Below are 24,020 nucleotides of genomic sequence, written 5' to 3' on the forward strand. Positions count from 1 at the left end.
GAAAGCACATGGCCGCGATAGCTGCCGCGAGCGACAGGCAGTGACCATCGTAACGCTACGATAACGTAACGCTACGATGTTACGGTGCAGGCTCCTGTCCGGCAGCCGGTGCCTCCAGCAGTACTGAAGCCTCCACCCCCAGCGCCTCGGCCAGCTTGAAGATGTTGAGTAAGGCGATGTTGCGTTGCCCACGCTCAACACCCCCCAGATAGCTGCGCGCCAAGCCACTTTCCAGTGCCAGGCGTTCTTGCGACCACCCTCTGGTCTTTCTGATTTCTATCAGCTTCAGGCCGAAGCGTAGTCGGGGATCAAGGGCCATATTTCTCTCTTCTTAAAGAGAAATGACTCTATGAGTACCCCCTCTATAGGGCTACGCCCGATAAGTACCCGCACTATAAGTGACAATTGAATGCAAGCGCCATAGAATGACCTCTATGAGTAACAACATGAAGGTGATGACGTATGGCAAGCGTCTGGAAGACTGCCGGGGTCGGGGCGGTCGCAGGATTGGCTGTTCCGGTGGCTGGGCTTTCAGGTCTCGCTGCCGCTGGTCTTACGCTGATTTTTGTTCTGGCGATGGTCGGCGTGGGGCCTGCGCGCCTGTCACAGACATCGCTTTGGGGGCTGTTGACCGGTGGCAGATGACCTGGCGCGAGGTCGAGAGCATGGAGATGAACGGCGGCAGCCGTCAGGTCAACGCCAGCGGCATGAGCGTGCCGACCTTCGAGCGCACGGTACGCGCCAAGGACTTCGCCGTCGAGCTGCAAACCGCCGATCCGCAACAACCACTGCTCAGCTTTCCCATGAGCCGTCGGGCGGCGGAAACCTGGTGTGCCAGGCTCAACGCCCTCTTCAACGGATACCGGCTTGGCCAGCACCTTGTTCAGCGCGTTGAGTTGTTCCGTAGATACGACGCCGGCCAGTTGCTGATAGAGGTTCTGCCCCTGGGTGCGCAACTCCTGAGCCAGCTGCGCGGATTCCCGTTCGATCCGGGCCAGCTCGCGCTCGATGGCCGCAGGCGTGCGGCTCTGGGCCTGGCCGATCCGTACCACCAGCGCATCCCGTTGTTCCTGCAGCTCGCGCCGGCGCGCTTCCAGCAGGGCGCGGTCGGGGATCAAGGCAAAACGCTGCTGCAAGGCGCGCAATTGTTCGCTTTGCTGGCGGAGCTGCTTTTGTTCCAGCTCGCATTGATTCTGCTCGCGTGCGGCCTGCATGTCCTGTTCGCGCAGGCGGGTTAGCTCGACTTCGCACTGTGCCAACTCATGCTGCAAAATTTGCTGGCAGGTCTCGTAATGCTGCTGCCACTGGCTCAGTGCCGCGTCGATCAAGGGGCGCCAGCACAGCAATTTGCCGCGCAACACCAGGCGGGCTTCCTGCTTTTGTTCCAGTTCGTTCAAGGTGGCTTGCAGCCGCACGGCGGCCAGGTACTGGCTGCGTTCGGCGTTGAGGTCGGCAAACGCCTTGTCCCATTCCGCCTTGAAGTCGATGCTGGCATCCGGCAGATCGCGCCGGAAAATCTGCAGCAGATAGTCCTTGACCTCGCTGGAGCGCAGTTTGTCCAGGCGCAGCGTGCGGGTCAGCACCCGCTGACCCTGCGCGGCCGGAGCCGATCCGGCGGCTACATGCCCGAGCTGCCGACCTTGGCCGCCAGGCCCAGCAGCACCACGCCGATGGCCCGGTCGAACCAGCGCAGGCGGGTGCGCAGCCATTGCAGCATGCGCGGGGCCGAGAACAGCGTGGCCACCAGTGCGAACCACAGCAGGGATTCCGCCACCAGCAGGGTCCAGACCACGGCCAGGTGCGCGCCGCCCAGGTCGGGGGTGACTGCCTGGGACAGGATGGAGCCGAAATACAGCATGGCCTTGGGATTGAGCAGGTTGGTGAAGAACCCGGTCACGTAGGCGCGGCGGCCGCCCAGGGCGTTGGAGCCCGCCTCGGGCATGTGGCCCTTGGACCGCAGGCACTGGATGCCCAGCCACATCAGGTAGAGCGCGCCGGCGATGGACAGGGCGCGCGACAGGCCGGGCAGGGCGGCCAGCACCAGGGTCAGGCCCAGCAGGCTGACCAGGGTGTAGACGCCGATGGCGCTGGCGACGCCAGCCGCGGCCCACAGGCCCGCGCGCCGGCCGGACACGATGGACAGGCGGGTGACGATGGCGAAGTCGGGGCCGGGCGACACCAGCGCCACGGCATGGATTGTCAGGACGAGCAGCAGGGTATGCAGGAACATGGCGACCCCGGGCACAGGAAGGAAGAGGTTTTCGATTATCGCGCAAACGCGGCGGCCGGCCTATCTGACGGCACCGGCCGTGTCAGTGCAGGTCTTTGGTGTAGACGAATTTCGGCATGCTCCAGCCGAAGCGCAGGGCAAGCAGCCGCAGCGCCAGGCCGATCGCCAGCGCGCCGCCCGTGACAGTTTCCTGGTGCAGTTCGAGCGCCAGGCCGCCGACGTACAGGGCGCCCGTGACGATGGATACCGTGGCGTAGAGTTCGGCGCGGAACAGCAGCGGGACTTCGTTGCACAGCACGTCGCGCAGCACGCCGCCCACGCAGCCCGTGATCATGCCCGAGACGATGGCGATGCTCCAGGGCAGGCCCAGGCCCAGCGCGATGTCGCAGCCGATCACGGTGAAGACCACCAGGCCGACGGCGTCCAGGAACAGGAACAGGTGCCGCAGCGGGTGGATGAAGCGGGCCAGCGCGATGGTGACCAGGGCAGCGCCGCCGGTGATCAGCAGATAGGACGGATGGGCGACCCAGGACAGGGGGTGGTGATCCAGCAGCAGGTCGCGCACCGAACCGCCGCCCAGCGCGGTGATGCAACCCAGCAGGCATACGCCCAGCCAGTCCATTTCGCGGCGTCCGGCCGCGAGCGCGGCGGTCATGGCTTCGGCGGCGATGGCCACGATGAACAGTGCGTGCAGGAGTTCGTTGGTGATCGGGCTGCTGGACAAGGGAAGACTCCAGGAGGATGGCCGCGCATGCGCGGCCGGCAGGGTGCAGCGTATCGGTTCGACGAGGCCGATGCAATGGGGTGGCGGATGCCGGGTCAGGCCGCCGGTTCCGGCCAGGCCATGCAGGCGCCCAGGATGCGGATGCTGCCGTGGGCGTCCAGCGGCGGTGCCGACAGCGAGGGCATGCGCAGATCCAGGCGCATGTCGCCCAAGGCCAGGCCGACCAGGGTATGGTCGCCCCGGAATGATCGATGGACGACCCGGGCGGGTACGCCGGGGCCGTCGGCCTGCCACTGCACCTGTTCCGGCCGCACCATGACGACGACCGCGCCGTCCGGGGGAGTGGCATTCTGGTGCAGGGGCAGCGCCCCCAGCGCACAGGATGCGGATCGCGCCCTGCACTGTCCGGGCAGGAAGATCGCCGCTCCGGTCAACCGGGCCACGGCCGGGCTGGCGGGCTGCCAGTAGACGGTTTCCGGGTGGGCACATTGCATGATGACGCCACCTTGCATGACGGCCAACTGGTCGGAGACGGCAAAGGCTTCGCCCGGGTCGTGGGTCACCAGGATCGCCGTGGTCCCCGTGCCGCGCAGCACGCCGATCACGTCTTCGCACATGCTGCGGCGCAGGTCCAGGTCCAGCGCGTTGAAGGGCTCGTCCAGCAGCACCAGGGCCGGGTCCGGCGCCAGTGCCCGGGCCAGGGCGACGCGCTGTTGCTGGCCGCCGGACAGTTCGTGCGGATAGCGCCGGCCCAGGCCGTCCAGGCCCGTCAGGGCCAGGACTTCGGCGATCCGGCGGCGCCGGTCGGCGTGGCGGGGCAGGCCGAAGCGGATGTTGCCCTCCACGGTCAGGTGGGGAAACAGGGTGCCTTCCTGGGGGACGTAGCCGATGCCCCGGCGCTCGGGCGGCACGAAGACCGTCGGCGAAGCCATGACGTGTTCGCCGAAGGCGATGCGGCCCTGCTCCAGCGGTTCGAAGCCGGCGATCAGGCGCAGCAGGGTCGTCTTGCCGCAGCCGGAAGGCCCCAGCAGGGCCAGCACGGATCCCTGGGGGATGCGCAGTTCGACGCCGCGCAGGACTTCGGTGGCGCCGTAGTGCTTGTGCAGGTCGGCGATGGTGATGTGGCTCATGGCGGATTCAGCTTCTGTGATGCAGCATGCGGCGGGTGAAGATCCAGACCGGCAGGATGGACACCAGCACCAGCAGGGCCGCGAACGGCGCGGCGGCCGCGTATTCGGCGTCGGCCGTGTAGGACCAGACCTCGGTGGCCAGCGTGACCGTGCCGGTGGGGGCGAGCATCAGCGTGGCGGTCAGTTCGCGGACGATCTCCAGCATCATCAGCGCCAGGGCTGCGCCGATGCCGGGAGCCATGGTGGGCAGCACGACCGAGACGAAGACCTGGAAGGGGCGCCGTCCCAGGCTGCGGGCGACTGCCTCGAATTGTGGCGGCACCAGTTCGGCCGAGGCGCGCAGCGACGATTGCGCCAGGGGCAGGAACAGGATCGCGTAGGCGGCCAGCAGGACGCCCAGCCCCTGGTATAGAGACGGGATCAGGCGGATGGACAGGAAGACCAGCGCCAGGGCCACGACGACGCCGGGCAGGCCGTGCACGATGTAGGGCAGTCGTTCGGCCAGCTGGGCCAGCCGGCCCCGGTGGCGCACGGACAGCAGCACCAGGGGGATGGCCAGCAGGCTGGTCAGGACCGCGCCTGAAAGAGCCAGGCCCAGGGTGCCCTGGATGGCAGGACCGATCTGCTCGTACCCGGCGCCGACGGACCGCCCCTGTGCCAGCCAGTAGGCCAGGGTGGCCAGGGGGACGCCCAGGGACAGCAGCCCCAGCAGGCCGAAAGCCGCCAGGATGGGCGTGGCGGCGCGGCCCAGCCGGACGGGCCGCGCGGCGCGTGCGCTGCCGCGGCCCGTCCGGGCGAGGCGCCGGCGTCCGCGCAGGCGCATTTCCGCCCAGGCGGCCGGAATGCATAGCAGCATCAGCACGATCGACTGCAGGGCGGCCGAGGCGCTGTCGAACTGCAGCTCGTAGGATTCGAAGATGGCGGTGGTGAAGGTCTGCACGCGCAGCAGCGCGAGCGCACCGAATTCGGCGAACATGTGCGTCAGCACCAGCAGCGATCCTCCGCCCAGGGCGGGCAGCAGCTGGGGCAGCAGGGCATGGACGAAAGTCCGCCAGGGGCCGTGGCCGAGCGACCGGGCCACGTCTTCGCAGCCCGGATCGGCGCCGCGCAGGGCCGCGGCCACGGGCAGGTAGACCAGCGGGTAGGTGGACAGGGCCAGGATGAAGATCGCGCCGCCCAGGTTCTGGAACGCAAGCCCGAGAGAGGACCAGGCATAGCTGGAGACGAAGGCGGGCACGGCCAGCGGCAATCCGGCGGCGACGCGCCACCAGTGCCGGCCGGGCAGGTCGCTGCGCTCCACGCACCAGGCCACCGCCAGTCCGATCAGGGCGGCCAGGACCATGACGCCGAACGCCAGGATCACTGTATTGGCGAGGAGTTCGGCCGTGCGGGCGCGGAACAGCTCGTCGCGAATGCCCGACAGGCCGGATTGCCAGGCCCGCACGGCCACGTACAGCAGGGGCAACGCCACCAGGGCGACGGGCGCCAATGCGGCGCCCGCCATCCAGCCGGCCCTCAGGGGCCCTCGCCGACCCGAGGTTCGGCCACGGATCGTCACGCCAGACCGGCTTCGCGGCGCAGGGCCAGGGCGTCGGCGGCGTCGCCCAGGTCGGCAGGACTGACGGGCGGCGGATTCAACGTATCGAAGGGCTTGAGGTCGAAGGGCGATTTCACGCCGGGGCGCAGCGGGTATTCGGCCACGGTGCCGGCGATGGCCTCCTGGCCCGCCTGGCTGACCATGAAGGCCAGCAGTTTCCGGGCCGCATCCCGGTTACGTGCGGTTTTCAGGATGCCTGCGGCCGAGACCGTGATCAGGCCGCCCGGGTCCCGGGGACCAGCGTAGTGCAGGCCGGATCTGATCTTGTCGGCGCCGACTTCGTTGGCCATGATGTACCAGTAGTAGTTGTTGACCAGGGCCGTCGCGATTTCGCCGCGTTCCACGGCGCGCATGGCGGCCATGTTGCCGTTGTAGATGCGGCCGTACTGCGTCAGGCCCTTGAGCCAGTTCAACGCGGCGTCGCGGCCCTTGAGCAGCTTGATGGCGATGAGCTGTTCCTGGAAAGCGCCGCTGGTGGGCACGAAGCCGACCCGGTCCTTCCAGGCGGCCGTGGCCATGTCCAGCACCGAGGCGGGCAATTCGGACTCCTGGACCATGTCCCGGTTGTAGACTGTGGCGCGGCAACGCGCGGTCACGCCGATCCAGGTGCCGTCGCCGGCCGTGTAGCCGGGGATGACCTGGCCCAGTGTGTCCTTGGACAGCGGCGCCAGCAGGCCTTTGTCGGCCAGGGCGGCGACCGGGGGGCTTTCCTCGGCATAGAACACGTCGGCGGGCGAACGGTCGCCTTCCTCGATGATCTGGTTGGCCAGCTGGGTGCTGCTGCCCTTGCGGATCTCGACCCGGATGCCGGTGGCCTGGGTGAATGCTTCCACCAGCTTTTGCGTGGTCTTGGCGTGCTGGCCGTTGTACAGGGTCAGGGTGGCGGCATCCGCCGCGTAGGCGCCGCGCAGGGCGGGAGCGCCGAGCAGCGTGCCGGCGCCCAGCAGGAACCCGTTGCGCAGGAAGCTGCGGCGAGAGGTGTTCTTCATGGAGTGTGCCTTGGAGGAATGAGCGAATCCCGTAATTTTAGGACAAACAAGAACGATTATCCTTACGGTTTGCTGAGCGGCATGGTTCTGGCGCAGTGGATGCAGGGCTTTTATTTCCGCCGCCGGGGCTGGCGACGATGCCGGTTCATCCGAAGCGGATGCCCTGCGCCAGCGGCAGTTCGCGGGAATAGTTGATGGTGTTGGTGGCGCGGCGCATGTAGGCCTTCCAGGCGTCGGACCCGGACTCGCGCCCGCCGCCGGTTTCTTTCTCGCCGCCGAAGGCCCCGCCGATCTCCGCACCTGAAGTGCCGATGTTGACGTTGGCGATGCCGCAGTCCGATCCCGTGGCGCCGAGGAAGATCTCGGCTTCGCGCAGGTCGGTGGTGAAGATCGCCGACGACAGACCCTGCGGGACGTCGTTGTGCAGCGCCAGGGCCTCGTCGAATTCGCGGTAGCGCAGGATGTACAGGATCGGGGCGAAGGTCTCGTGGCGCACGATGTCCGACTGCCCGGGCATTTCGGCCAGGGCGGGGCGGACATACCAGGCGCCGGGGTGGATGTCGGCCAGCAGGCGCTCGCCGCCCGTGATCGTGCCGCCCTGGGCGCGGGCCTGATCCAGGGCCGCCTGCATGGCCTCGTAGGCGGCCTGGTCGATCAGCGGCCCGACCAGTGTGCCGGGGTCCAGCGGATTGCCCACCGTGGCGCTTGCATAGGCGGCTCGCAGCCGCGCCAGCAGGGCGTCGGCCACCGATTCATGGACGATCAGGCGGCGCGTGGTGGTGCAGCGCTGTCCGGCCGTGCCGATGGCGCCGAACAGGATGCCGCGCGCGGCCATGTCCAGGTCGGCCGATGGCGCCACGATGATGGCGTTGTTGCCGCCCAGTTCCAGCAGGCAGCGGCCGAAGCGCCGGGCCACGCGCGGGCCGACCTCGCGGCCCATGCGCGTGGAGCCGGTGGCCGAGACCAGTGCCACCCGGGGGTCGTCGACCAGCGCCTCGCCCGGCTCGCGGGCCCCGATCAGCACGTGCAGCAGGCCATCGGGCGCATCGCCGAAGCGGTCCAGGGCACGCCGGAACAGGGCCTGGCAGGCAAGCGCCGTCAGCGGTGTCTTTTCCGAAGGCTTCCAGACGACCGGGTCGCCGCAGACCAGGGCCAGGGCCGCGTTCCAGGACCAGACCGCCACCGGGAAGTTGAAGGCCGAAATCACGCCCACCACGCCCAGGGGATGCCAGGTTTCCATCATGCGGTGGCCGGGGCGCTCGGATGCGATGGTCAGGCCGTGCAGCTGCCGCGACAGGCCGACGGCGAAGTCGCAGATGTCGATCATTTCCTGGACCTCGCCTTCGCCTTCGGCGGAGATCTTGCCGGCTTCCAGGGAGACCAGCCGGCCCAGCGACTGCTTGTGGGCGCGCAGTTCTTCGCCCAGCAGGCGCACCAGTTCGCCGCGGCGCGGCGCGGGCACCTGGCGCCAGGCCAGGAAAGCCTCGTGTGCCCTGGCGATCATGCGCCGCGCGTCGTCTGCGTCGTGCGGACGCAGGCTGGCCAGGAGGGCGCCGTCGATGGGTGAACGGACCTGAAGGCCGCCTGCCTGAAGCGTGCCGGCATCCAGTCCGAAAGAGCGCAGAAGATCCTGGGTGTCCATGATGGGGCTCCGGGCTGGGCGCGCCGACCGGGCGGCGCGCCGGGGTCAATGTCCGGGAACCGCCGGGCTGGCCGCATCCGGGGTTCCCCAGGCCAGGATATCACGCGTATTTCCGATGGGAAAATTTTTGCTTCTAGGGAAAATGCCTAGGGAAATGGGCCGGGATTGCTTCCAGAATAGTGCCGGGCAGGGGCGAGGGAGTGCCGCAGGATGTCGCAGACGCAGTTCGATGTCGTGATCGCCGGGGGCGCGGCCGTCGGCAGCGCCGTCGCCTATTTCCTGACGGCGGATCCGGATTTCAAGGGCTCGGTCGCCGTGGCCGAACCCGATCCCACCTATCAGCATTGCGCCACCGCCCTGTCGGCGGCATCGATCCGCCATCAGTTCTCGACGGAAGAAAACATCCGCATGTCGCTCTTCGGCACGGCGTTCCTGCGCGCTTTCGCCGATACCCTGGCCGTGGACGGCGTCCGGCCCGACCCGGCGTTCCACGAGGGCGGCTACCTGTTCCTGGCCACGCCCGCCGGCCTGCCCGTCTTGCGGGACAACCATGCCCTGCAGCGGCGCGAGGGCGCGGACATCGCCCTGCTGGATGCCGACGCCCTGCGGGCGCGGTTTCCCTGGCTGCGGGTGGACGACCTGGCGGCCGGGGCGCTGGGCCTCAGCGGCGAAGGCTGGCTGGATGCCTATGGCATGCTGCAGGGGCTGCGGCACAAGGCCATCGCGCAGGGCGCCGTATACCTGCCGCGGCGGGTGACGGGCATCGACCGCGCCGGCGCGCGCGTGACCGGGGTGCGGCTGGACGATGGGCAGGCGCTGGCATGCGGCGCGCTGGTCAATGCCGCCGGCGTCGGGGCGGCGGCCCTGGCGCGCCTGGCGGGCATCGACCTGCCGGTGCAGGCCCGCAAGCGCAGCGTCTTCTACGTGCAGTGCCCCGAGCAGCTGCCGGGGTGCCCGATGGTGATCGATCCCAGCGGGGCCTATTTCCGCCCCGAGGGGCAGGGGTTCATCACCGGCATCGCCCCGCCGCCGGACCAGGATCCCGAGTGCTTCGATTTCGACGTGCAGCATGCGTTGTTCGAGGACGTACTCTGGCCCCTGCTGGCGCAGCGCGTGCCGGCCTTCGAGGCCTTGCGCTGCGTGCACAGCTGGGCGGGGCATTACGACATGAACCTGATCGACCGGAACGTGATCCTGGGCCCGCACCCCGACCTGGACAACCTGTATTTCGCCAATGGCTTCAGCGGCCATGGCATGCAGCAGGCGCCGGCCGTCGGCCGGGCGCTGTCCGAATTGATCGTGCATGGCGGATACCGTACGCTGGATCTTGCCCGGCTGGGCTGGCGCCGCATCCTGGAAGGCAGGCCGATCATTGAAAAGAACGTGGTATAGGCCGGGCCCGGGCCCGGCCTCTCCCGCACCGAACAGGATGGAGAATTGATCATCGACGCAGTCAAGGAACGCCAGTCCGCCCTGGCCGAGCGCCTGAAATCGTTGCGCCTGCAGCGCGGCTGGACCCAGGGGCAGGCGGGGTGCGCCAGCGGCGTATCGGCATCGGCCTGGTCGAAGATCGAGAACGGCCTGATGTCTCCCACGTACGATGTGCTGCTGCGCCTGGCCCACGGCCTGGGCGTGGACGTGGCCGAGCTGTTCGTGCCTGCGCGCGAGCACATGGGCGCGGGGCGGCGCAGCATCGAGCGGGCCGGGCAGGGCGAGGTCCATGAAACGCCCATGTATCGCTTGCGGCTACTGTGCTCCCAGCTGTCGCACAAGCGCATGATGCCCTTCGATTCCCGCATCAAGGCCTGGGCGGTCGGGGCCGACGAAGGCTGGAGCCGCCACGAAGGGGAAGAATTCGTCTATGTCCTGGAAGGCGAGATCGAGCTGCACACCGAGTTCTACCAGCCCGAGATCCTGCGGCCCGGGGACAGCTTCTACATCGACAGCCGGATGGGCCACCGGATCATCAACAGGGGAGCATCCGAGGCGCGGGTGCTCTGGGTCAGCACCGCGCCCGGGGAATTGACCACGGTGGATCGGGAAGACCAATGACTGAAAAGGAAAAACGCATGAACGACGCGCGGTTTCGCGACGCCGCCGGGACGGCGGCACTGCTGCCGTTTCCCGAACTGATGCGGGAAATCGCCCGGGCGGCGGACGACATGGCGGCAGGCCGCCTGTGCGCGCCCGCCCGGCAGGCCGTGCCGTTTCCGCATGGCGCGGTCATGCTGTCCATGCCGGCCACGGCGGCCGACGTCGGCATCCATAAGCTGGTCAACGTCGCGCCGGACAACCGCGCGCTCGGGCTGCCGACGATCAACGGCGTGGTCTCCGTCTACGACGGCCTGACCGGCCGGCTGCGCATGCAGCTGGACGGGCCGACCGTCACGGCGCGGCGCACGGCGGCGGTATCCATGCTGGCCCTGAGCCGGCTGCTGCCCGGTGGGCCCCGCCATGCGGCCGTGTTCGGCACCGGCACCCAGGCGGCGGGGCACGTCCGCGCCTTGCTCGACCTGTACCCGGACACACGGGTGGACGTGATCGGCCACGCGCCGGGCCGGGCCGAGACATTCGCTCCGTCCTTCGGCAGCGACCGGGTCCGGCCGGCTGGCGCAGTGGATCCGGCGGCCGATGTGGTGATCACGGCCACGACCAGCGCCACGCCGGTCTACGACCAGCCCGCGGCCACCGGCCGGCTGGTGATCGGCGTGGGGGCCTACCGCCACGATCTGGCCGAGATCGGCGCACGCACCCTGGCGGGCAGCCAGCTGTTCGTCGACGATCCCGAAGGCGCCCGGCACGAGGCGGGCGACTACCTGCAGGCGGGCGTGGACTGGTCCCGCGTGCGGTCCCTGGCCGACCTCCTGGCCGCCGGGCCGCCCGAAGCCGCGGCCGTCTTCAAGTCCGTCGGCTGCGCGGCCTGGGATCTGGCCGCCGCGCGCTGCGCCCTGCATTTTGATCATTCTTGAGAAAGGAATCCGTTTCATGACCACGCGTCACAGCGCAAGCCCGGCCTTCCAGAGGCGGGCCGGACACGATCTCGTCGGCATGGCGCCGCGGGCATCCGCCCGTCCGGCGCCCCGGCTCGCCGGGCACGTCCTGGTGGATCAGCTGCGTCTCCAGGGGGTGGATCACGTCTTCTGCGTGCCCGGGGAAAGCTATCTGCCCGTGCTCGACGGCCTGGTCGATGCCGACATCCAGGTCACGGTCTGCCGCCAGGAAGGCGGGGCCGCGATCATGGCCGAAGCCTACGGCAAGCTGACCGGCCGGCCGGGAATCTGCCTGGTGACCCGGGCGCCGGGGGCCGCCAATGCCTACGCGGGGGTGCACGTGGCATCCCAGGATTCCACCCCCATGATCCTGCTGGTCGGGCAGATCGACCGGGCGATGCGAGACCGCGAGGCCTTCCAGGAAATGGATTACCGCGCCGTGTTCGGCTCGCAGGTCAAGTGGGCCGCCGAGATCGACCAGGCGGAGCGCATCCCCGAATACCTGTCGCGCGCCTTTCATGTGGCGCTGTCCGGGCGGCCCGGGCCGGTGGTGCTGGCCTTGCCGGAAGACATGCTGAGCGAAACCGTCACGGTCGCCGATGCGCGGCCCTGCCATGTGCCCGAGACCCTGCCCCCGGCCGCGCAGATCCAGGCCCTGGCCGACCGCCTGGCGGATGCGGCACGGCCCCTGGCGATCCTGGGCGGCAGCTGCTGGGACGCCCGGTCCGTGCAGGCCTTTGGCGCCTTCGCGGAACGCCACGCCCTGCCGGTGGCGGTGCAGTTCCGCCGCCAGATGCTGTGCCCGGTGGACCACCCCTGCTTCATCGGCGACCTGGGCCTGGGCGCCGATCCCCGGCTGCTGGATGCGATCCGCGAATCCGACCTGATCCTGGCCGTGGGCGGGCGCTTGTCCGAAATCCCCAGCCAAGGCTATACACTGCTGGATGTGCCGAACCCGTCCCAGACGCTGGTTCACGTGCATCCCGACGTCGGCGAGCTCAATCGTGTCTACCAGGCGGACATCGCTCTGGCATGCGCGCCCGGGACCTGGGTGCGCGCCATCGAACCCCTGGCGCCCACGGCCACGCCGGCGCGCCGCCGGCGCTGCGAGCAATTGCATGCGCAGCGCCAGGAATGGAGCGACCCGTCGCTCATCGAGCATCCGGGCGCCCTGCAGATGGGGCAAGTGATGGCGCATCTGAACGCCGTGCTGCCCGAAGACGCCATCCTGACCAACGGGGCCGGCAACTACGCCACCTGGCTGCACCGCTTCTACCGCTTCCGGGCCTACGGCACCCAGCTGGCGCCCACGTCGGGCTCGATGGGCTATGGCCTGCCCGCGGCGGTGGCCGCCCAGCGCATCTACCAGGACCGCAGGGTGGTGTGCCTGGCCGGCGACGGCTGCTTCATGATGCACGGCCAGGAATTCGCCACGGCGGTCCAGTACGGCCTGCCGATCCTGGTGATCCTGATCGACAACGGCATGTTCGGCACCATCCGGATGCACCAGGAACGGCGCTATCCCGGCCGGGTGTCGGCGACCGCGCTGCGCAATCCCGATTTCGCGGCCTATGCGCGCGCTTTCGGCGGCCATGGCGAACGCGTCGAGCAGACGGAAGACTTCGCCCCGGCCCTGCGCCGCGCCCTGGACAGCGGCCTGCCATCCATCCTGCACTGCCTGCTGGACCCGGAAGCCATCACCCCGACGACCACCCTGAGCCGCCTGCGCCAGGGCGCCTGACGGCCGCCGGATTCGGGGGCGGCCGGGGCGGGATTCAGCCCGCGGCCGGCCCGGTGGCTTCCGGCGCCGCGGGGGCCGCCGTGCGGGCCGGCCGCACCAGGGCGCGGGCGGCCTTCAGCACGGCCGATGTCAGCCGCTCCATGGTGTGCGATCCGGTGCGCCAGTGCTGCCAGTACAGCGGCACGTCCTGCCAGGCGCGTGCCCGCAGGGGCACCAGCCGGCCATCGTCCAGCGCCTCGCGGACCATGGGCAGCGGATTCATGGTCCAGCCCAGCCCGGCCAGGGTGGCCGAGACGAATGCGTGGGACGAGGGCACCCACCAGGTGGGCGGCTGCCAGGGCATGTCGCCCATCACCCCGCGCGCGAACTGCGCCTGCAGGTCGTCCTTGCGGTTGAAGACCAGGACCGGCGCGCGCGCCAGGGCTTCGGGCGTGACGCCGCGGGCGAAATGACGGGCGTGGAAAGCCGGCGTGCAGGTGGCCACGTAGCGCATGCGGCCCAGTGCATGCACCCGGCAGCCCTGCACCGGATCGCCCAGCGTGGTGACCGCCGCCAGCACGCTGCCGTTGCGCAGCAGGGCGGCGGTGTGGTCCTGGTCTTCCGAGATCAGGTCCAGCGTCGTGCGGGTCTGCTCCGCGTAGCGGGTGGCCGCCTCGATGAACCAGGTTTCCAGGCTGTCGTGGTTGACGGCGATGCGCAGGCTGGGCGCGGGGCGGTCTTCGCCCATGCCCAGGTGGTCCAGGGCCTCGTGTTCCAGCAGCGCGGCCTGTTCGGCCAGGCGCACCAGGATGCGGCCGTCGTCCGTGGGCTGCGCCGGGATGGTGCGCAGGACCAGCAGCCGGCCCATGCGCGACTCCAGCGTCTTGATGCGCTGGGATACGGCCGAGGGGGTGACGTGCAGGGCCGCGGCGGCCCGTTCGAAGCTGCCTTCGCGCACCACGGCGGCCAGGGCGCGCAGGTTGTCGTGATCCAGTTGCATGGCGGTGCGTCCGGTAGCCGGCATCCGGCGGGACACCGGATCGGTTGATTAAGTACAGCTAAATCAGATTTAAATAAATTAGCTGTATTTTATATCGACCTTTGCCGACAATGAGGCTCGTTCACCCTTCAGGAGCCCACGATGTTCGCCGCCGCCCTTCCTTCCGTTTCGCCTCTGGTCGCCGCCTGGACCAGCGGGACGCTGACGGGCCTGGGCATGTTCGCGGTGGTGGGCGCGCAAAGCACCTTCATCCTGCGCCAGGGCATCGCCCGGGCGCACCTGAGCGCGATCCTGCTGGTGTGCGCCCTGATCGACGCCTTCTTCATCTTTGGCAGCGTATCGGGGCTGCAGGCCCTGACGGCCTGGCTGCCCGGGCTGGCGGGCATCGTGCAGTGGTGCGGGGTCGTGTTCCTGACGTGGTACGGCCTGCAGTCGGCGCGCCGGGCCTGGAAACCGGCCGCCGGCCCTCGCGCCGATCAGGCCGCGGTGTCCTCGCGCCGCGCCGCCCTGCTGGGGGCGGTGGGCTTCACCCTGCTGAACCCGCATTTCTGGTTGGACATGATGGTGCTGGGCTCGATCGCCCACGGGTTCGCCGATGCCCGTTTCGGTTTTGCCGCCGGGGCGCTCACCGCCAGCGTGCTGTGGCTGACGGCGCTGGGCCTGGGATCGCGGCTGTGTGCCCCCTTGTTCCGTGATCCCCGGGCCTGGCGCTGGCTGGACGGCTCCATCGCCGCCGTGATGTTCCTGCTGGCCTGGCGCCTGCTGCCTTAGGCGGGCAGGCGCGGCACGGCCGCGTGGCCGAGCGCGGGGGGCTGGCCCGGGGCCGGGGCTTCCGTTTCGGTTTCACCGATCTGGAACACCGCCACGGTGCCGGCCAGCCGGTCGGCCTGCTCCCTCAGGGAATCGGCGGCGGCTGCCGCCTGCTCGACCAGCGCGGCATTCTGCTGCGTGACCTGATCCATCTGCGTGACCGCCTGGTTCACCTGGTCGATGCCGGTGGACTGCTCGTTGGAGGCCGAGGCAATTTCGCTCATGATGTGCGTCACCCGATCGACCGCCGCCAGCACTTCCTGCATGGTGGCGCCCGCGTCGCCCGCCTGGCGGGTGCCGGATTCGACTTCCTTGGACGAGGTTTCGATCAGCGCCTTGATCTCGCGCGCGGCCTCGGCGGATCGCTGGGCCAGGGCGCGCACCTCGCCGGCCACCACGGCGAAGCCGCGGCCTTCCTCGCCGGCGCGCGCGGCCTCGACGGCCGCGTTCAGGGCCAGGATGTTGGTCTGGAAGGCAATGCTGTCGATCACGCCGATGATGTCGGTGATGCGCGCCGAGCTTTCGGCGATGCGCTTCATCGTGTCCACCATGCCGTGGACGGCCTGTTCGCCCTGGTGGGCGGTCTGCGAGGCCCCCGCGGCCAGCGTGTCGGCCTGACGGGCATTGTCGGCGTTCTGGCGTACCGTCGAGGCCAGTTCTTCCATGCTGGCGGCCGTTTCCTGCAGCGAGGCGGCCTGCTCTTCGGTGCGGCTGGACAGGTCTGCGTTGCCCACGGCGATCTCGCGCGCGCCCGTGTGGATCTCGCCCACGCTGTGGCGCACTTCGCGGATCATGTTGCGCAGGGCCTGCCGGGTGCTGCGCAGGCTGTCCAGCAGCTGGTGCACTTCGTTGCGGCTGCCGGCCGGGCTGTCGGGGATTTCGTGGGTCAGGTCGCCGGCGCCCAGCCGCTGCATGCCCACCACCACATCGTGCACGGGCCGCAGCGTGCGCCGGGCCAGCTGGCGGATCAGCAGGGAAATCAGCAGCGTGCCCAGCAGCATCACGCCCAGCTGGATCCACATTTCGCGGGTGCTTTCGGCCAGGTAGTCGTCGACGCTGCCGAAGCCGTACATCAGCCAGCCCCAGTTGGGCACCGCCCGCCAGGCCAGGAAGATTTCCTCGCCTTTGACCGTGACGCGCGTCACCCCGTCCGGTGCCGACTGGAAGGCCTGGTCCATGGCGGCGAAATCGGCCGGCGGATTGCCGGCGCTGAGCAGGTCGCCCGGCTTGCCGAAAGTGCCGGCGACGCGGATCCAGTCCTTGCGATCGGCGGTCGGCCGCAGCACGAACAGCTGGCCGTATTCGGCCAGCTTGGTCTCGGTCAGGTCCTTCAGCACGGGGTCGATCTGGGCGCTGATGTCCAGGTAGTCGACGATCCCGCCGTAGACCTTGCCGCCGTCCTTGAGCGGGTTCACCGTGATCAGGTGCCATTTCCCCCCGACCAGGCCGGGAAAGTGCGTGATTTCACCCGATTCCAGGGCCTGGGCGATGCGCGCGTCCGGTGCCAGGACCTGGCCCGGGGCGTGGTCCTGCTGGTCCTGGTAGGCGCTGGCGATGAGCGTCCAGCCCTTGTCGGCGCGGGCGTAGACCTCGGCCGACATGCCGGTGACGCTGCGCATCAGGTCCTGGTCGCCGTTGATGGGCATGCCGGACGATTTGAAGACCGGCATGCCGTTCTCGACCTGGCCGGTGGGCTTGGGTTCGCCGCTCATGTAGCGGATCAGCACCGGGTACAGGGATTCGCTGCGCTTGCGGGCGATGTCGTAGATCAGCTGCAGGGTGCGGTCGTAGCTTTGCAGCCCGTAGCGGTTGGCGTCGCTGACATTGTCGATCGCCGTCTGCCGGCTCTGCCAGGTGATGATCGAAGCCAGGGCCGCCATCACCAGGATGGTGATCAGGGTGGCGGCGATGAACAGTTGGGTGCCGAGTGTGGCGCGTGCCATGCGGCCCGCGGCAGGGCTCGTGCGTCGTCCGGACATGGTTTGTCTCCTGCAGGAGGATGCTGGGATGTTGTTCTTTTCCTGGAGGATAACCTTAGCGGATCGCGCTCTATTCTGTGATATCTGGAAACAAATGAGGACTATTCGCGGCTTGCATGGTTTGAAGGACCGGCGGGCCGGCCGATACACTGGAAGGGTCTTTTACCGCAACACGGAGCTTCACGGCTTGATCTCTTCATTTCTCGAACAATCGTCGGCGATCTACGCAGAATGGCGGATCGCCATCCTGGTTTTTTCAGCCGTCCTGGGGGCGCTCGTGGCCGGAGCCGCCGTGCGGTTCGTGCTGGACCGCCTTGCCCGCCGCCTGCATCCGGTGCGGCATGCCTGGGGGCATGGCCTGCTGGCGGGCGCGTCCGTGCCGGCGCAGATGCTGGTCTGGGTGCTCGGCATCTCGATGGCCGGCCAGATCCTGCTGAGCCAGTCCGACCAGGCGTTCGCCAAGGATTCCCTGCTGGCGCACGGCCTGGGGCCGATCCGCGACGTCGGGGTGATCCTGGTGGTGATGTGGCTGCTGCTGCGCGCGGTCAACCGCATCCAGGACAACCTGCTGCTGCGGGCGCGCGAGCATGGGCGAGAGCTCGACCCCACGGCCGCCGATGCCATCGGCAAGCTGACCAAGGCGTCCATCGTCATCACGGCCATCCTGATGATGATGCAGGCGCTGGGCTTTTCCATCGCCGGCCTGCTGGCCTTTGGCGGCATGGGCGGCATCGCGGTGGGCTTTGCCGCGCAGAGCCTGGTGGCCAACCTGCTGGGCGGGCTCACGATCTTCGCCAGCCGACCGTTCAAGGTCGGCGAATACATCATCATCCCCGGCACCGAACTGATGGGCGGGGTGGAGCACATCGGCTGGCGCGCCACGCGCCTGATCGGCTTCGACTGCAAGCCCTTCTACGTGCCCAACGCCATGTTCAACACCCAGCCGGTCATCAACCACACCCGCATGACCAGCCGCCGCATCATGGAGGACATCCACATCCGCTATGCCGACATCGATGCCGTGCCGGCCATCGTCGCCGACGTGCGGGCCATGCTGCGCGCGCATCCCGGCGTGAAGCACGATTTCTTCGCCTTCAACTTCAGCAGCTGCGGCACCTTTTCCCTGAAGCTGTCCCTGTATGCCTTCACGGTCAGCACCGACTACAACGACTACATGGACACCCAGGAAGACGTGCTGCTGAAGATCGCCGACATCATCCGCAGCCACGGCGCGCGCATGACCGGCCCGGCCTCCACGGTCGAAATGCCGCAGCTGCGGGCTCCCGCTCATCCGGCGGGCGGGCCCGAGACGGGCGGCACCCTGCCGCCGATGCCGCCGCCGCTGCCCTCGGCCGGGTCTTGAAAACCCCCGCGGCCGGCCCCACATGATCCTGCAGTCCGCCCCGCCGGCGCGCCGCGCGGGGCGCCACGCAATCCCGAAAAACCTTCGAATCCCCGAATCATGAGCGAAACCGACACCAAGACGGCTGAAACCCTGGGTTTCCAGGCCGAAGTCAAGCAGTTGCTGCACCTGATGATCCACTCCCTGTACAGCAACAAGGAAATCTTCCTGCGCGAACTCGTGTCCAACGCCTCCGACGCCTGCGACAAGCTGCGCTTCGAGGCCATCGACCATCCGGAACTGCTCGAAGGCGATTCCGACCTGCGCATCCGCGTCGAGTTCGACAAGGCCGCCCGCACCGTCACCATCACCGACAACGGCATCGGCCTGTCGCGCGACGAGGCGATCGCCAACCTGGGCACCATCGCCCGGTCCGGCACGCGCGAATTCTTTTCCCAGCTGACCGGCGACAAGCAGAAGGACGCCCAGCTGATCGGCCAGTTCGGCGTGGGTTTCTATTCTTCCTTCATCGTTGCCGAAAAGGTCGCCGTGCGCAGCCGCCGCGCGGGCCTGCCGGCATCCGAAGGCGTGCTCTGGGAATCCGACGGCCAGGGCGAATTCTCCGTATCCGCGATCGAGCGCGAAGCGCGCGGCACATCCGTCACCCTGACCTTGCGCGCAGAAGAAGACGAGTTCCTGTCGGGCTGGAAACTGCGCGAGATCCTGCGCCGCTATTCCGACCACATCTCCCTGCCCATCCAGATGAAGAAGGAAGAGTGGGATGCGGAAAAATCCGAGCAGGTGACCACGGACGAATGGGAAACCGTCAACCAGGCCAATGCCCTGTGGACCCGCGCCAAGTCCGACATCACCGACGAGCAGTACAAAGAGTTCTACAAGCACGTCGCCCACGACTACGAAGACCCGCTGGCCTGGACGCACAACCGCGTCGAGGGCCGCAGCGAATACACCCAGCTGCTGTACGTGCCCAAGCGCGCGCCTTTCGACCTGTGGGACCGCGACGCGCGCCGGGGCGTGAAGCTGTACGTCAAGCGCGTCTTCATCATGGATGACGCCGACCAGTTGCTGCCGGCCTACCTGCGCTTCGTGCGCGGCGTGGTCGATTCTGCCGACCTGCCGCTGAACGTCTCGCGCGAGATCCTGCAGGAAAGCCGCGACGTGCGCGCCATCCGCGACGGGTCCGCCAAGCGCATCCTGGGCCTGCTGGAAGACCTGGCCAAGGACCAGCCCGAAGCCTACGCGGAATTCTGGACCCAGTTCGGCCAGGTGCTGAAGGAAGGCGTGGGCGAAGACCCCGCCAACAAGGACCGCATCGCCGGCCTGCTGCGCTTTGCGACCACCCAGTCCGACAGCCCGGCGCAGACCGTGTCGCTGGCCGACTATGTCGGCCGCATGAAGGAAGGCCAGGACAAGATCTACTACCTGAGCGCCGATTCCTACGCCGCCGCCGCGCACAGCCCGCACCTGGAAGTGTTCCGCCGCAAGGGGCTTGAAGTCCTGCTGCTGTCCGACCGCGTGGACGAATGGATGCTGTCCTACCTGCGTGAATTCGACGGCAAGCCGCTCGCCTCGGTCGCCAAGGGCGGCTTGGACCTGGACGCCCTGGCCGACGAAGAAGAAAAGAAGCAGCAGGCCGAGGCCGCCGAGGCCTTCAAGCCCACCATCGAGCGCCTGAAGACGGCCCTGGGCGAGCGCGTGAAGGAAGTGCGCGTCACCGCCCGGCTGGTGGATTCGCCGGCCTGCGTGGTCGTGGACGAGCACGAACTCAGCCCGCACCTGCTGCGCATGCTGAAGGCCGCCGGCCAGGATGCCCCCGAGGTCAAGCCGATCCTGGAAGTGAACCCGCAGCACGCCCTGGTCAAGCGCCTGGAGGCGCAGTCCGACGAGATGTTCGGCGACTGGGCCGAACTGCTGCTGGACCAGGCCATGCTGGCCGAAGGCGCCGCCCTGAAAGACCCGGCCGCCTTCGTCAAACGCATGAACGCACTGCTGCTGGGATGAGGCGGGACACAGGACAGTCCCCTGCGGACTGTCTTGTGCCAGACGAATCCGAGCGGCATGCAGGCCGGTTTGTCTTGCAGCCCGCTTCTGTCCATAATCGGCCCTGAACCCCATTGGGCCAGACCGAATTGGAGACAGAGCGATGAAATCCCGCGCCGCCGTGGCCTTCGAGGCCGGCAAACCCCTGCAGATCGTCGAGATCGACGTCGAACCGCCCCGCAAGGGCGAGGCCCTGATCCGGATCACCCATACCGGCGTCTGCCACACCGACGCCTTCACCCTGAGCGGCGATGACCCCGAAGGCGTGTTCCCCGCCGTGCTGGGGCACGAGGGCGCGGGCATCGTCGTCGAGGTCGGCGAAGGCGTCACCAGCGTGGCGCCGGGCGACCACGTCATTCCCCTGTATACCGCCGAATGCGGCGAATGCCTGTTCTGCAAGTCGGGCAAGACCAACCTGTGCGTGGCCGTGCGCGCCACCCAGGGCAAGGGCCTGATGCCCGACGGCACCTCGCGCTTTTCCTACCAGGGCAAACCCATTTATCACTACATGGGCTGCTCGACCTTCAGCGAATACACCGTCGTCGCGGAAGTCTCGCTGGCAAAGATCGACCCGCAGGCCAACCCCGAGCAGGTCTGCCTGCTGGGCTGCGGCGTGACCACCGGCATCGGGGCCGTGCGCAACACCGCCAAGGTCCAGCCCGGCGATACCGTGGCCGTCTTCGGCCTGGGCGGCATCGGCCTGGCCGTGGTGCAGGGCGCGCGCCAGGCGGGGGCGGGGCGCATCATCGCCGTGGACACCAATCCCGACAAGTTCGCGCTGGCAAAAGTCTTCGGCGCCACCGACTGTGTCAACCCCAAGGACCACGCCGAGCCCATCCAGCAAGTCATCGTCGGCATGACGGGCTGGGGCGTGGACCACAGCTTCGAGTGCATCGGCAACGTCAACGTCATGCGCGCCGCCCTGGAGTGCGCCCACCGGGGCTGGGGCCAGTCCATCATCATCGGTGTCGCGGGTGCCGGCCAGGAAATCTCCACCCGGCCGTTCCAGCTGGTCACCGGCCGCTCCTGGCGCGGCACTGCCTTCGGCGGCGTCAAGGGCCGTTCGCAGCTGCCCGGCATGGTCCAGGAAGCCATGCGCGGCGAGATCGACCTGGCGCCCTTCGTCACCCACACCATGGGCCTGGAAGACATCAACCGGGCCTTCGACCTGATGCATGCCGGGCAATCCATCCGTTCAGTGGTGCACTATGGAACGCATTGAGCAACACACCTGCTTCGGCGGCCGCCAGGAAGTCTGGCGGCATGCCTCGGCCGTGCTGGGGTGCGACATGCGCTTTGGCATCTACCTGCCCTCGGCGGCCCTGCGGGGCGAAGCGTGCCCCGTGTTGTACTGGCTGTCGGGCCTGACCTGCACGGAGCAGAATTTCATCACCAAGGCCGGCGCCCAGGCCTACGCCGAGCGCAGCGGCCTGATCCTGGTCGCCCCCGACACCAGCCCGCGCGGCGAAGGCGTGGCCGACGATCCCGCCTACGACCTGGGCCAGGGCGCGGGCTTCTACCTGAACGCCACCCAGGCGCCCTGGGCGGCCCACTACCGCATGCAGGACTACGTCGCCCAGGAACTGCCCGCCCTGATCGAGCAGCATTTCCCCGCCATGGCCGAACGCGCCATTGCAGGCCATTCCATGGGCGGCCACGGCGCGCTGGTCACCGCCCTGCGCAACCCCGGACGCTATCGCAGCGTATCCGCGTTCTCGCCCATCGTCGCGCCTTCGCAGGTGCCGTGGGGGCAGAAGGCCTTTGCCGCCTACCTGGGAGAAGACCGCCAGGCCTGGGCGCAATGGGATGCGGTGGCGCTGATCCATGCGGCTTCGCCCGCGGACCACCTGCCGATGCTGGTGGACCAGGGGCTGGACGACGAATTCCTGGAAACCCAGCTGCGGATCGAACTGCTGGAAGCGGCCTGCCTGGAAGCGGGGTACCTGTCCACCGTGCGCCGGCATGCGGAGTACGATCACAGCTATTACTTCATCGCCAGCTTCATCGGGGAACACATCGCGTTCCACGCGGGGGCATTGCGGGGATAGGGGGTGCTGCCCCCAGATCCTTCCATCCATGGGGCACGGCCATGACTGCCAACCGCTATCAAGCCACCGGCCCGCAGGCCGAATGCCAGCCCGGATCGAACGATCAGGTGCTGCGAAACCGGCAAGGCATCACCGATCCGGACGTGATGGACGACCTGGAAACGCGATTGCTGCTGCGGCTCTACGAGCGAGTGATGCGGGAGCAGTTTCCCAATCGGCGGCTGGACGTGGCCGACCTGATGGGGTGGCACCATCAGTGGCTGGGCAATCTGTACGACTGGGCCGGGCATCCGCGATCGGTGAACATGAGCAAGGACGGCTTTCATTTTGCCGCCGCCCTGCAGATTCCCCGGCTACTGGACGAGTTCGAGCAGAAATACCTGCACCGCTATACGCCGTGCCACGACCTGGACCGCGAATCGCTGGCCGATGCCATTGCCGTCTGCCACGTCGAACTGATCCTGATCCACCCGTTTCGTGAAGGCAACGGGCGTGTATCACGCCTTCTGGCGGACGTGATGGCCGTGCAGGCAGGGCATGGGCCGCTGGACTACAGCCGGTGGGATGCGGACAAGGCCGCGTATTTCACCGCGATACAGCACGGTGTGAGCAGGGATTATGAATCCATGCGTGGGTTGGTCAGCGTTGCGCTGGCTGGGCAGAGCGGCTGAGCACCGCCAGTGAAACCTGGGGAAGATGGCTATCCCCGTTGCGCAGTTTTGCTTCGATATCAGCGATGCGTTGTCCTGTTTCGATGGCCGTGGAACTGGCCACGGCACGCAAGATGGCTTCCTGGCTTGGAGGTTGATGCATGCGCTGATTTGACATGAAAATGCCTGATTTAGAAGTCATATTCCATTTTACCGCCTGCGCCCGGGCGAAGCCATCCTGTTGTGGTGCCCATCCTACGTTGTCCGCGCTATGAATCGCTGGAGCCGAGCAGGCGGGCCATGTCCGCGTAGCTGACCGCGTCTTCCCCGAACGTGAACGTGCCGCGTTCCGCCATCTCGCGGCCGGCGCGCAGGAAAGCGCCGAATGCCGCGCGGCCGAGCGCGCTGCCCACGCTGATGCGCTTGACGCCCATGCCGGATAGATCGTCCACGGTGAAATTCATGCCGGGCGAACCCATCAGCACGTTCACCGGCCGATCCACCGAACTCACCACGGCCCGGATTTCTTCTTGCGTGCGCAGCCCTGGCGCGTAGAGCACGTCGGCGCCCGCCTCCTGGTACGCCTGCAGGCGGCGGATCGTGTCTTTCAGGTCGGCACGCCCATGCAGGTGGTTTTCCGCACGCGCCGTCAGCGTGAAGGGGTAGGGCAGCGCCCGCACTGCCTGGACCGCAACCGTCACGCGGTCCACCGCCTCGGACAGGTCGAAGATCGGGTCGTCCGCCCGGCCCGTGGCGTCTTCGATGGAGGCGCCCACCGCCCCCGCCTGCGCCGTCAGCCTGTAGGTCTCCGCAATGCCTTCCAGCGTGTCGGCATAGCCGCTTTCCATGTCCGCGCTGACGGGCAGGTCCGTGGCCTCGGCCAGCTCTTTTACATGCGCCAGCATCTGATCCCGGTCGACCTGGTAGTCGGACAGGCCCCGGGTGTAGGCGTAGCCCGCGCTGGTGGTCGCCAGGGCCTGGAAACCCATGCCCACCAGCAGTTTCGCCGTGCCGATATCCCAGGGGTTGGGGATGATGAAGGCGCGGGGGGCGTGGTGGAGGGAATGGAAGAGGTGGGCTTTTTGGGGCAGGGTGGGCATTGGCGATG

At 68.2% G+C, this 24,020-nt stretch carries 22 protein-coding genes; 10 read left to right on the forward strand and 12 right to left on the reverse strand.

Going from position 1 to position 24,020, the window contains the following annotated elements; genetic code table 11:
* Positions 1 to 79 precede the first annotated feature (79 nt).
* The 8 genes from ABD022_RS00875 to amaB all read right to left on the reverse strand — a co-directional run bounded on the left by ABD022_RS00875 (position 80) and on the right by amaB (position 8,312).
* Positions 80 to 319, reverse strand: coding sequence for a helix-turn-helix domain-containing protein (locus ABD022_RS00875; protein WP_343819580.1), 240 nt, complete (start codon positions 317 to 319; stop codon positions 80 to 82).
* Positions 320 to 392: 73 nt separating this feature from the next.
* The gene (locus tag ABD022_RS00880) at positions 393 to 1,583 is read right to left on the reverse strand and encodes a coiled-coil domain-containing protein (protein ID WP_343819581.1); all 1,191 of its coding nucleotides are present in this window, start codon (positions 1,581 to 1,583) and stop codon (positions 393 to 395) included.
* A gap of 35 nt (positions 1,584 to 1,618) precedes the next feature.
* Complete coding sequence (locus ABD022_RS00885; protein ID WP_325125515.1) at positions 1,619 to 2,230, reverse strand: LysE family translocator; 612 nt, start codon at positions 2,228 to 2,230, stop codon at positions 1,619 to 1,621.
* 82 nt (positions 2,231 to 2,312) lie between these two features.
* Complete coding sequence (locus ABD022_RS00890) at positions 2,313 to 2,954, reverse strand: trimeric intracellular cation channel family protein (protein WP_325125517.1); 642 nt, start codon at positions 2,952 to 2,954, stop codon at positions 2,313 to 2,315.
* Between the two features lie 95 nt (positions 2,955 to 3,049).
* Positions 3,050 to 4,084: an ABC transporter ATP-binding protein gene (locus ABD022_RS00895; protein ID WP_325125519.1), complete on the reverse strand. Its 1,035-nt coding sequence runs from the start codon at positions 4,082 to 4,084 to the stop codon at positions 3,050 to 3,052.
* Between the two features lie 7 nt (positions 4,085 to 4,091).
* Positions 4,092 to 5,588 carry an ABC transporter permease gene (locus ABD022_RS00900; RefSeq protein ID WP_343819583.1) on the reverse strand — a complete coding sequence of 499 codons (1,497 nt, stop codon included), beginning with the start codon at positions 5,586 to 5,588 and terminating at the stop codon, positions 4,092 to 4,094.
* Positions 5,589 to 5,638: 50 nt separating this feature from the next.
* The gene (locus tag ABD022_RS00905) at positions 5,639 to 6,670 is read right to left on the reverse strand and encodes an extracellular solute-binding protein (RefSeq protein ID WP_343819585.1); all 1,032 of its coding nucleotides are present in this window, start codon (positions 6,668 to 6,670) and stop codon (positions 5,639 to 5,641) included.
* A gap of 145 nt (positions 6,671 to 6,815) precedes the next feature.
* Positions 6,816 to 8,312 (reverse strand): L-piperidine-6-carboxylate dehydrogenase, encoded by a 1,497-nt coding sequence (amaB, locus tag ABD022_RS00910; protein WP_343819587.1) that lies wholly within the window; start codon positions 8,310 to 8,312, stop codon positions 6,816 to 6,818.
* A 210-nt stretch (positions 8,313 to 8,522) separates the two neighbouring features.
* On the opposite strand from amaB, the gene ABD022_RS00915 reads away from it, so the two are divergent.
* The 4 genes from ABD022_RS00915 (at position 8,523) to ABD022_RS00930 (ending at position 13,043) form a co-directional block, all read left to right on the forward strand.
* On the forward strand, positions 8,523 to 9,704 hold the full coding sequence (locus ABD022_RS00915; protein ID WP_343819588.1) for an NAD(P)/FAD-dependent oxidoreductase: 1,182 nt from the start codon (positions 8,523 to 8,525) through the stop codon (positions 9,702 to 9,704).
* A gap of 45 nt (positions 9,705 to 9,749) precedes the next feature.
* On the forward strand, positions 9,750 to 10,364 hold the full coding sequence (locus ABD022_RS00920; RefSeq protein ID WP_325125529.1) for a helix-turn-helix domain-containing protein: 615 nt from the start codon (positions 9,750 to 9,752) through the stop codon (positions 10,362 to 10,364).
* A gap of 17 nt (positions 10,365 to 10,381) precedes the next feature.
* Entirely contained in the window at positions 10,382 to 11,281 is a 900-nt protein-coding gene (locus ABD022_RS00925; protein WP_325125531.1) for a delta(1)-pyrroline-2-carboxylate reductase family protein, read from the forward strand.
* A gap of 79 nt (positions 11,282 to 11,360) precedes the next feature.
* Positions 11,361 to 13,043, forward strand: coding sequence for a thiamine pyrophosphate-binding protein (locus ABD022_RS00930; RefSeq protein WP_325125543.1), 1,683 nt, complete (start codon positions 11,361 to 11,363; stop codon positions 13,041 to 13,043).
* Between the two features lie 34 nt (positions 13,044 to 13,077).
* Here ABD022_RS00930 and ABD022_RS00935 read toward each other — a convergent pair whose 3' ends face one another.
* Entirely contained in the window at positions 13,078 to 14,022 is a 945-nt protein-coding gene (locus ABD022_RS00935; protein WP_325125533.1) for a LysR family transcriptional regulator ArgP, read from the reverse strand.
* Positions 14,023 to 14,163: 141 nt separating this feature from the next.
* Here ABD022_RS00935 and ABD022_RS00940 point away from each other — a divergent pair, with 141 nt between their 5' ends.
* Complete coding sequence (locus tag ABD022_RS00940; protein ID WP_325125535.1) at positions 14,164 to 14,793, forward strand: LysE/ArgO family amino acid transporter; 630 nt, start codon at positions 14,164 to 14,166, stop codon at positions 14,791 to 14,793.
* On the opposite strand, the gene ABD022_RS00945 is transcribed toward ABD022_RS00940, so the two are convergent.
* Complete coding sequence (locus ABD022_RS00945; RefSeq protein ID WP_343819590.1) at positions 14,790 to 16,811, reverse strand: methyl-accepting chemotaxis protein; 2,022 nt, start codon at positions 16,809 to 16,811, stop codon at positions 14,790 to 14,792. The genes ABD022_RS00940 and ABD022_RS00945 overlap by 4 nt on opposite strands.
* A gap of 187 nt (positions 16,812 to 16,998) precedes the next feature.
* Here ABD022_RS00945 and ABD022_RS00950 point away from each other — a divergent pair, with 187 nt between their 5' ends.
* The 5 genes from ABD022_RS00950 to ABD022_RS00970 all read left to right on the forward strand — a co-directional run bounded on the left by ABD022_RS00950 (position 16,999) and on the right by ABD022_RS00970 (position 22,933).
* On the forward strand, positions 16,999 to 18,174 hold the full coding sequence (locus ABD022_RS00950; protein WP_325125539.1) for a mechanosensitive ion channel family protein: 1,176 nt from the start codon (positions 16,999 to 17,001) through the stop codon (positions 18,172 to 18,174).
* Between the two features lie 99 nt (positions 18,175 to 18,273).
* A complete protein-coding gene (gene htpG, locus ABD022_RS00955; RefSeq protein WP_343819592.1) occupies positions 18,274 to 20,175 on the forward strand; it encodes a molecular chaperone HtpG in 1,902 nt (633 codons plus the stop codon).
* A 142-nt stretch (positions 20,176 to 20,317) separates the two neighbouring features.
* Positions 20,318 to 21,436, forward strand: a complete 1,119-nt coding sequence (locus ABD022_RS00960) for an S-(hydroxymethyl)glutathione dehydrogenase/class III alcohol dehydrogenase (protein ID WP_343819594.1) — start codon at positions 20,318 to 20,320, stop codon at positions 21,434 to 21,436.
* Complete coding sequence (gene fghA, locus ABD022_RS00965; RefSeq protein ID WP_343819596.1) at positions 21,423 to 22,262, forward strand: S-formylglutathione hydrolase; 840 nt, start codon at positions 21,423 to 21,425, stop codon at positions 22,260 to 22,262. The genes ABD022_RS00960 and fghA overlap by 14 nt, the downstream gene beginning before the upstream one ends.
* Before the next feature lie 41 nt (positions 22,263 to 22,303).
* On the forward strand, positions 22,304 to 22,933 hold the full coding sequence (locus tag ABD022_RS00970) for a Fic/DOC family protein (RefSeq protein ID WP_325126049.1): 630 nt from the start codon (positions 22,304 to 22,306) through the stop codon (positions 22,931 to 22,933).
* Here the strand turns inward: ABD022_RS00970 and ABD022_RS00975 are convergent.
* Complete coding sequence (locus ABD022_RS00975) at positions 22,902 to 23,114, reverse strand: hypothetical protein (RefSeq protein ID WP_343819600.1); 213 nt, start codon at positions 23,112 to 23,114, stop codon at positions 22,902 to 22,904. The genes ABD022_RS00970 and ABD022_RS00975 overlap by 32 nt on opposite strands.
* 67 nt (positions 23,115 to 23,181) lie before the next feature.
* A complete protein-coding gene (locus ABD022_RS00980; protein WP_343819602.1) occupies positions 23,182 to 24,012 on the reverse strand; it encodes an isocitrate lyase/PEP mutase family protein in 831 nt (276 codons plus the stop codon).
* Between the last annotated feature and the right edge of the window lie 8 nt (positions 24,013 to 24,020).

The organism is Castellaniella daejeonensis (genome assembly GCF_039523555.1).
GTDB lineage: Bacteria > Pseudomonadota > Gammaproteobacteria > Burkholderiales > Burkholderiaceae_B > Castellaniella > Castellaniella daejeonensis.

Coding starts and splice junctions, on each gene's coding strand:
- ABD022_RS00875 (WP_343819580.1), bottom strand. CDS start 319: ATGGCCCTTGATCCCCGACTACGCTTCGGCCTGAAGCTGATAGAAATC.
- ABD022_RS00885 (WP_325125515.1), bottom strand. CDS start 2,230: ATGTTCCTGCATACCCTGCTGCTCGTCCTGACAATCCATGCCGTGGCG.
- ABD022_RS00895 (WP_325125519.1), bottom strand. CDS start 4,084: ATGAGCCACATCACCATCGCCGACCTGCACAAGCACTACGGCGCCACC.
- ABD022_RS00900 (WP_343819583.1), bottom strand. CDS start 5,588: ATGGCGGGCGCCGCATTGGCGCCCGTCGCCCTGGTGGCGTTGCCCCTG.
- ABD022_RS00905 (WP_343819585.1), bottom strand. CDS start 6,670: ATGAAGAACACCTCTCGCCGCAGCTTCCTGCGCAACGGGTTCCTGCTG.
- amaB (WP_343819587.1), bottom strand. CDS start 8,312: ATGGACACCCAGGATCTTCTGCGCTCTTTCGGACTGGATGCCGGCACG.
- ABD022_RS00915 (WP_343819588.1), top strand. CDS start 8,523: ATGTCGCAGACGCAGTTCGATGTCGTGATCGCCGGGGGCGCGGCCGTC.
- ABD022_RS00925 (WP_325125531.1), top strand. CDS start 10,382: ATGAACGACGCGCGGTTTCGCGACGCCGCCGGGACGGCGGCACTGCTG.
- ABD022_RS00930 (WP_325125543.1), top strand. CDS start 11,361: ATGGCGCCGCGGGCATCCGCCCGTCCGGCGCCCCGGCTCGCCGGGCAC.
- ABD022_RS00935 (WP_325125533.1), bottom strand. CDS start 14,022: ATGCAACTGGATCACGACAACCTGCGCGCCCTGGCCGCCGTGGTGCGC.
- ABD022_RS00940 (WP_325125535.1), top strand. CDS start 14,164: ATGTTCGCCGCCGCCCTTCCTTCCGTTTCGCCTCTGGTCGCCGCCTGG.
- ABD022_RS00945 (WP_343819590.1), bottom strand. CDS start 16,811: ATGTCCGGACGACGCACGAGCCCTGCCGCGGGCCGCATGGCACGCGCC.
- htpG (WP_343819592.1), top strand. CDS start 18,274: ATGAGCGAAACCGACACCAAGACGGCTGAAACCCTGGGTTTCCAGGCC.
- ABD022_RS00960 (WP_343819594.1), top strand. CDS start 20,318: ATGAAATCCCGCGCCGCCGTGGCCTTCGAGGCCGGCAAACCCCTGCAG.
- fghA (WP_343819596.1), top strand. CDS start 21,423: ATGGAACGCATTGAGCAACACACCTGCTTCGGCGGCCGCCAGGAAGTC.
- ABD022_RS00970 (WP_325126049.1), top strand. CDS start 22,304: ATGACTGCCAACCGCTATCAAGCCACCGGCCCGCAGGCCGAATGCCAG.
- ABD022_RS00975 (WP_343819600.1), bottom strand. CDS start 23,114: ATGACTTCTAAATCAGGCATTTTCATGTCAAATCAGCGCATGCATCAA.
- ABD022_RS00980 (WP_343819602.1), bottom strand. CDS start 24,012: ATGCCCACCCTGCCCCAAAAAGCCCACCTCTTCCATTCCCTCCACCAC.